This is a genomic window from Leptothoe sp. PORK10 BA2 (genome assembly GCF_034932105.1).
GTDB lineage: Bacteria > Cyanobacteriota > Cyanobacteriia > Phormidesmidales > Phormidesmidaceae > Leptothoe.
In genome coordinates this window covers 1-6,543 of sequence record NZ_JAYGIG010000091.1, presented here as the reverse complement: position 1 = coordinate 6,543, position 6,543 = coordinate 1, and the positions used below count along the sequence as shown (strand labels likewise).

General features: G+C 39.3%; 6 protein-coding genes. 4 read left to right on the top strand and 2 right to left on the bottom strand.

Features of this window, described 5'->3' with window-relative positions; all coding sequences use genetic code 11:
- The first annotated feature begins 240 nt into the window (after positions 1–240).
- The 3 genes from VB741_RS14455 to VB741_RS14445 all read left to right on the top strand — a co-directional run bounded on the left by VB741_RS14455 (position 241) and on the right by VB741_RS14445 (position 3,941).
- The gene (locus VB741_RS14455) at positions 241–2,550 is read left to right on the top strand and encodes an AAA family ATPase (protein ID WP_323365889.1); all 2,310 of its coding nucleotides are present in this window, start codon (positions 241–243) and stop codon (positions 2,548–2,550) included.
- Between the two features lie 220 nt (positions 2,551–2,770).
- Positions 2,771–3,283 (top strand): signal peptidase II, encoded by a 513-nt coding sequence (locus VB741_RS14450; protein WP_323365888.1) that lies wholly within the window; start codon positions 2,771–2,773, stop codon positions 3,281–3,283.
- A gap of 196 nt (positions 3,284–3,479) precedes the next feature.
- On the top strand, positions 3,480–3,941 hold the full coding sequence (locus VB741_RS14445; RefSeq protein ID WP_323365887.1) for a hypothetical protein: 462 nt from the start codon (positions 3,480–3,482) through the stop codon (positions 3,939–3,941).
- A gap of 229 nt (positions 3,942–4,170) precedes the next feature.
- Here the strand turns inward: VB741_RS14445 and VB741_RS14440 are convergent, their stop codons facing one another.
- Positions 4,171–4,677 carry a hypothetical protein gene (locus VB741_RS14440; protein WP_323365886.1) on the bottom strand — a complete coding sequence of 169 codons (507 nt, stop codon included), beginning with the start codon at positions 4,675–4,677 and terminating at the stop codon, positions 4,171–4,173.
- Between the two features lie 248 nt (positions 4,678–4,925).
- The gene (locus VB741_RS14435; RefSeq protein ID WP_323365885.1) at positions 4,926–5,156 is read right to left on the bottom strand and encodes a hypothetical protein; all 231 of its coding nucleotides are present in this window, start codon (positions 5,154–5,156) and stop codon (positions 4,926–4,928) included.
- A gap of 145 nt (positions 5,157–5,301) precedes the next feature.
- Between VB741_RS14435 and VB741_RS14430 the strand changes: the two genes are divergently transcribed.
- Positions 5,302–6,141: a hypothetical protein gene (locus VB741_RS14430; protein ID WP_323365884.1), complete on the top strand. Its 840-nt coding sequence runs from the start codon at positions 5,302–5,304 to the stop codon at positions 6,139–6,141.
- The last annotated feature ends 402 nt before the right edge of the window (positions 6,142–6,543 follow it).

Below are 6,543 nucleotides of genomic sequence, written 5' to 3'. Positions count from 1 at the left end.
TGAGCGGGATGTTTATACGGAAAGTTTCAGTATAATCTGCTCTATGGGGTAGATACATGGAAAGTTTCGGGGTATTTACCTTGTGTGGGGTAGATATACGGAAAGTTTCAGTATAATAAGTTGTTAGGGTTTTCAGCATCGCTATGATTGGATTTTTAGCCATTTGAACCTCCAGGGTACAATTACCTTGACAGACAATTCAATCCAATAGAGACACTAGAGAGTATTAAGAGTGCGAGCATGCTCAAAAAAATATTGCACATTAAAAATTTAGGACTATTCAATAATGCAGCTTGTACTTCAACTCCACTTGCCAGAGCCACTTTGGTTTATGCAGAAAACGGTCGTGGTAAATCAACACTAGCAAGCATCCTACGCTCTTGTTCGACAGGTGATATAGAATCAGTTGTTCTTCGCCAATCACTCGATAGCAATAATGCCCCAGAAGTAAACCTATTGTTTGAGAGAGAGAGTTCTCGAACACAAGCTAAATTTGATGGCAACGTCTGGTCTTACTCCTACTCTGACCTTTTAGTTTTTGATACTGAATTCGTTGACAAAAATGTATATTCTGGAACTGTTGTTAACGCAAATCACAGGCAAGGATTATTAGAGTTTGCATTAGGAGAAGATGCTGTTCAATTAAAGAAAAAAGTAGACAGTGAAGCACAGAAAGCTTCTGAAAAGTCGAGGGAAGTAGCTGCTATTGAAAGACAGCTAGCAAATTATAGAGATGGAATGTCACTTGAAGAATTTGCTAGCTTGCAGCCAGATCCAGATGTAGATCAGAAAATAACTTCTCTACAAATACGACTTGATGCTGCTAAAAATAATGCAGTCCTTCAAAGAAAAGCATGCCCAGAATTAATTCCTGAGCCATCACTTGACCTAGAAGCATTTTTTGGGATTCTTGCTACAACGTTAGAAGATGTTGAAAGAGATGCTGAAGAAACTGTCCGGTCACATATCAGCAAGTATTCCAATGGAGATCTCGAAAATTGGTTGAGTCAGGGGCAAGCATTTAATCATGAAAATGGTTGCCCATACTGCGGACAGGCTCTTGAATCAGATAATCTAATTAAAGCTTATAAAACTCATTTCAATCAAGCATACAAAGATTTGAAGTCTAAAGTTTCCAGCTTAGCGCAAGGCATTGAAAAGAGGCTTTCTGATGAAATTATTGATAAACTCATTTCTACAGTAGAAAAGAATCAGTCTTTAGCTAATGAATGGGCTGAACATATAGGTTCGCAGAGATTTGAATTAGAAAAAACTGTATTGTCAGACAATTTCAAGCAAATTCGCATCTTATTTGACAAATTGGCTCAAGTCAAGCAACAAAACCCTTTAGATGCAGTAGGATGTAATACTGAAAAAGCCCAATCGAAACTCCTTTGGGAAAAAGTACTTTTAGCAGTAAGAAATTGTAATGAATCAATTCAAGTTTCCATAGATAGGATAATTGAATTCAAGCGTAAACTAGCTGGTGAAAATATTCAGAAAATTCAAAAAGAAATTGAAAGGTCGAAACTGATTAAAGTTCGTCAAGAATCAACTGTCTGTGACTTAATTCAACAATGGAATGATGCAAGAGATGCGAAGCAGTTACATGAACGTCAGAAGGTCAGTGCTCGCAGTGATCTAGATGATCTTATGACTCAAACACTTCAGCAATATCAGAGCAAGATCAATACTTTAGCAAGACAGTTTGGCGCACTATTTGAAATCGATCAGCTAAGTCATGACTATCGGGGTACAGGACTTCCTCGCTCAAATTATGGTTTAAAGGTAAAAGGTCGGGATGTGAAGCTTTCAGCGGATGCTGCTCCATCTTTTTCAACTGCTTTAAGTGAGGGTGATAAGCGGACATTAGCTTTTGCTTTTTTTATTGCCCGCATTGAAGCTGATGCAAATCTCAGCGACAAAATTATTGTGGTTGACGATCCTGTGTGTAGCCTAGATCGGAATCGACGTTCCCAAACGAAAAGGATTTTACGCGAGATCGGCATGAAATCGGCTCAGCTAATTGTGCTTGGGCACGATGCACATTTCCTACGAGATCTTCGTGATGATTTGCAGCAAAGCCGAGTTGAAATTCCCACTCAATTATTCAAAATTAGTCGAGTTGCTAATGACTGCTCCGATTTTTCCACCTTTGATATTGATAAAGAATGTGCTTCTGGTTACTACAGAAATCATAAGATACTGCAAGATTTCGTAAATGGTGAAACTTTTGATGATCTATGTGTAGTAGCACGTTCTATTCGTCCACTACTAGAAGGATATTTGCATCGACGATTTCCAGGACATGTCCAACGGAACAAACTTTTTGGACAAATTATTGGGGATGCAAAAGCGGCACAACCTCCTAATCCACTTGTTTATTTACAACCGCTAGCAACTGAACTTTATGAAATTAACGATTATGCAGGACAGTTTCATCATGATACAAATGCTGCTGCTGATACAGCTTTTATAAATGACGCAGAATTGCATAGCTACGCTGAACGTGCCCTAACTATTATTTATCAGGGAAAACCCTTATCCTGATGAATAAACCCTAACAACGCCCATGCACACCGACCGCCAAAAGCTTATCTATTCAGCGTTCGAGGTCATCTGCGGCGGGTGATAGGCAACGTTATGCCGCAGATCCTTGGTAAGGACAATGCTGTCAGTTCTTGGTGGGGTATGCAAGTTCAAGGTTCTGAGTAGCTAAGATTCAAGTAAGTTTAGAGATAAGGAAGTTTATGAACCCTGGTGTTTGGTGATGACTAGCAATCGACTAATGTGGACAGTTACCGCTATAGGAACAGCTCTAATTTTGTTCGTTCAATATTGTATTAGAGTAAGTCTAGAATCAAGATCCCCACTAGAAACGATCCCCTTGTTGCCAGGTATATTGCATTTGACTTACTTGCGTGGAGTAGGTGCTGCTTTTAGCATGTTTTCTGATAACAATCAGTTTCTACTCTTGATTCAGATAGGGTCTATTTTGTTTGTTACTGCTGTTATCTTTTTTATCTCTTGGCTACTTTCTAAATTTGGCAAGGAAATTATGAAAGCTTTGCAATTTGGGGTTGGATTATTTTTAGCTGGAGCTATAAGTAACACTGTGGAAAAAATTGTCTTTAATGAGAATGCTGTATTTATAGATGTTCGATCATCTCAAATACCAGTACTTAACTTTGCAGATGTTTCCATATACCTAGGACAGGTAATTTCAGTCATTTCCCTGATATTTTTAGGAATACAATTTTTTGTTAGGCAGTGGCGAAGATAATAATTAAAGCTTTTAATCTTGATAGTGTATAGCAGATCGTTTGAGTTGAGTGGCAAGCCGCATAACAACCCTGCTGGAGCGGACTATCGGGAGACGTTATTATGTTGCGAAGGCTACTTGCAGCCGCTCAGCAGGAACGTTAGCTGTTTATACTCAGAGTTGTCCGTGCCACAAATAGAAAATCAGGTAAAATTTAATGGCGGATGAAAATTCAGAACTACATACACTACTATTGATTGAAGAATACAAATTAGTCAGAGAAAGAATAGCGACTCTGATCAAAGAGAATTTTGATCTTGAGAGATATTCCGTAATTGGGGTTGGTCTTATATACGCATGGCTTGCCAGTCTACAAACACCATCCTTATTAATATTGCCTGCTTGGTTTTTTCCGCCTGTCTTATCCATTTTGGGCATGGTTAGGTCGGACAAGCTTTCACGGAGAGTAGAGCAGCTAGCGTATTACGTCAAGAGTATCGAAAATGTTGGATACAAAAATACGTCTCCGTATGGCTGGGAAAATGTTTTAGAGCGTGCAAAAAAAGATGGAAAAACCTCCAGCCTGAGCGAAAATCGGAGGCTTTACTGGTACATACTAATTTGCTTTACATTTTTATCCTCAATCTATGGATTTATTTTTCAACTCTCAAAACTTTGAAATCTAAAGTCTTTCAAAGGACAGCTAACAACTCGCTTGCACGCTGACCGTATGAGAATAATTGGCTAATGCGAGAGGTTACGAGCGGCAGGTGAAGCAAATCGTTAGACTGAACCCTGCCCATATGACAAAAAATGGAGATGGGCAGTTTATTACCTGCTAGCAAGAAACTGCCTATCTCCATCTATTTCTCAGAAATACACTTTAGCTTCAAAGCAAAGTAGAAAAGCTAAATCGTTTTAGCCGAAGTCACCATACCGCAAACGGGCGTTGTAGTTACCATGCCGCAAACTGGAGCTGCGGTTATCATTCCACAAACAAACTCACCAGTTTCAAATACCATGCGTCCAAAGTGACTCATGGATAGCTCTTCTATCTGATTCAGTTTCTGAGCAGCTTCATTCGGCTGCAAAGGCTCATCGAGAGGCTGATGATGAATATATCCATCATTAAACTCTAGACTGAATCGAAACCAGTCTTCAGTAAACACAATTGCTGTGTGAGCTACATCATCAATTTCCTGATTTGGTACAAAGATGGGGCCAGTAGCCAAGCATAAATACATAAAGTAGCGAAATTGCTCCAGAGCTTTCTGAATGTTTAAATTCGGGCGCTCTCTGAGCAATCGCTTTTCAACGCGCGTAAAGTCCCACTCCCAAATTCTTTTAAGAAGTTGAGAGTTTTCAGCGTACTCGCTTAACAATACGTTATCAGCAGAAAAAATCGCGGTAGACATGATTGCTAAAACCTCTAGAGATACTTACAGAAAACAGAATGAGATAATGCTCAAAGGCAAACTATAAACAAGTACAGTTCACTAGGATTTTCTTCGATTTTCCTAATGAAAGATTTGAAGCACTCAAGAAAAAAGAGTGCTCTGGTAATCATGGTTGACATGCGTAACACCTTTAATTTTTCTTAGATGCTTCAGCTAACAACAAGACCCAAAACACTCTTATAAGACAGGCGTAAAGTTTGCTTCTCCTACTTGCTGTAGTGACGTGTCACGGAATTCCCCCAGCCGTCAGTTTCTTGCTTAGTGTAGCCAGTCTGGTCATGATCCATGTCATAGTGACGCGTCACAGGATCGCCCCAACCATCAGTTTCTTGCTTGGAATAGCCAACCTGTCGATCATTGCCGTCGTAGTGACGTGTCACAGGATCGCCCCAACCATCAGTTTCTTGCTTGGAATAACTGTTATGAGATTTAGACATTTTCAACGCCTCCAGAATGGTTTACGTCAATCCGAACTGGATTTGAGGGAATCCTAGCTATGAAATGTTTGTGGAGTCATGGGCACCTAGTTCCCTTGACAAATGCAGAAAAATGTAGTAGATAATTGCGGCTTTCGAGGTGAACATGCCCAGAACAGGGAGTAAACCAAGGCCTCTAGGCTTTCGGCTTTCGCTAGAAGCGTCAGAACGCATTAAAAAACGCATTGAAACTGGTGATCTCACCATTCTTAAAGATATTTCTATAAGTATAAGTAAACTTGAGCGTCTGGGATTCATAGCAAATGAAGCCATTAAAATCTTAGAGGAAAATGAACAGTCTACAGAAGGCTGTTCGGATGAGGACGCAGTAAAGTTTTGGTTAAACAGAAAACATAGCAAAGAACTTTCAGTGTTCAAAGCATTATGTCAAGCAGTAGATGAAAACTGGATTGAGGTCTTTGATCGTTCTCTTTATGCGGAAATACTTATTGGAGAACAGCAAAAGACATTGGAAGCTTTTATGGGTAGCTTTTTCCATATTTTTGTTGCTTCTCATCAAGAAAAGAAGCAAATCATTGCCAGGTATCGTCAATTTATTGAACCAATGCTTGGTTTTAATAAAGTTGATCTAAATACAGTGGAAATTTTAATCGATACATTTCTTGAAGAATTCGCTCTTAATGGCAGGCAAATTCGATTTTCAGCAAAAAGCTCGTCAGCATTATGCCCTATAACTTCAATAGAAATCAAAGGTGGTAATCAAAGGGATAAACTAGAAAATTGGAGCTTTAGCTATGCCAAGCCATATCCAGATGTTGTTGAAACAAACAACTGGTGGTGGAAAGGGAACATAAGTATCAACTTTCAAGCTATTCATAAAAATCAGAGGGACAGCAAGTTTTTTGAAGTTTTTATTCCTCACCGAGGCTACAAGTGGATAGAGATCTTATTTGATTTTGACAATAATCAAATTATCGTCAAGTGAATATACTTGTACAGTTGAAGCATTGTGAGTTTACTTAAGTAGGTGAGCACAATTAACTATAAAACCCATAAAACCCCACGCCGCCCGCTCAGCAGGCGGCGTGGGGTTTTGTATCTGGTTTTTAATTGTGCCCAGGTACTTAGTGGAGTTCAATTTTATTGAGAATAAATGTTCTGAGCTGTAAAATATGGTGAATAGTCTAACAATCCCGGTGCAGCGGACTAAAGGAAGTTATCGTTGACGAGTTTAAGATAACTACAGCCGCTGACCGGGAACGTTAGATGGCTTCATTTGCCAGGTTGAGAAATCTCATAAAATTAGTAGCAATCATTAGGAATACAAGTCAAAAAGAACTCGCTATTACCGAAAATGAAAAAAGTAGCGACGAGAGGTTCCAGAAAA

What these genes read in the sequence shown, in the direction of transcription:
- VB741_RS14455 (WP_323365889.1), top strand. Translation starts at nt 241, where the DNA reads ATGCTCAAAAAAATATTGCACATTAAAAATTTAGGACTATTCAATAAT.
- VB741_RS14450 (WP_323365888.1), top strand. Translation starts at nt 2,771, where the DNA reads ATGACTAGCAATCGACTAATGTGGACAGTTACCGCTATAGGAACAGCT.
- VB741_RS14445 (WP_323365887.1), top strand. Translation starts at nt 3,480, where the DNA reads ATGGCGGATGAAAATTCAGAACTACATACACTACTATTGATTGAAGAA.
- VB741_RS14440 (WP_323365886.1), bottom strand. Translation starts at nt 4,677, where the DNA reads ATGTCTACCGCGATTTTTTCTGCTGATAACGTATTGTTAAGCGAGTAC.
- VB741_RS14435 (WP_323365885.1), bottom strand. Translation starts at nt 5,156, where the DNA reads ATGTCTAAATCTCATAACAGTTATTCCAAGCAAGAAACTGATGGTTGG.
- VB741_RS14430 (WP_323365884.1), top strand. Translation starts at nt 5,302, where the DNA reads ATGCCCAGAACAGGGAGTAAACCAAGGCCTCTAGGCTTTCGGCTTTCG.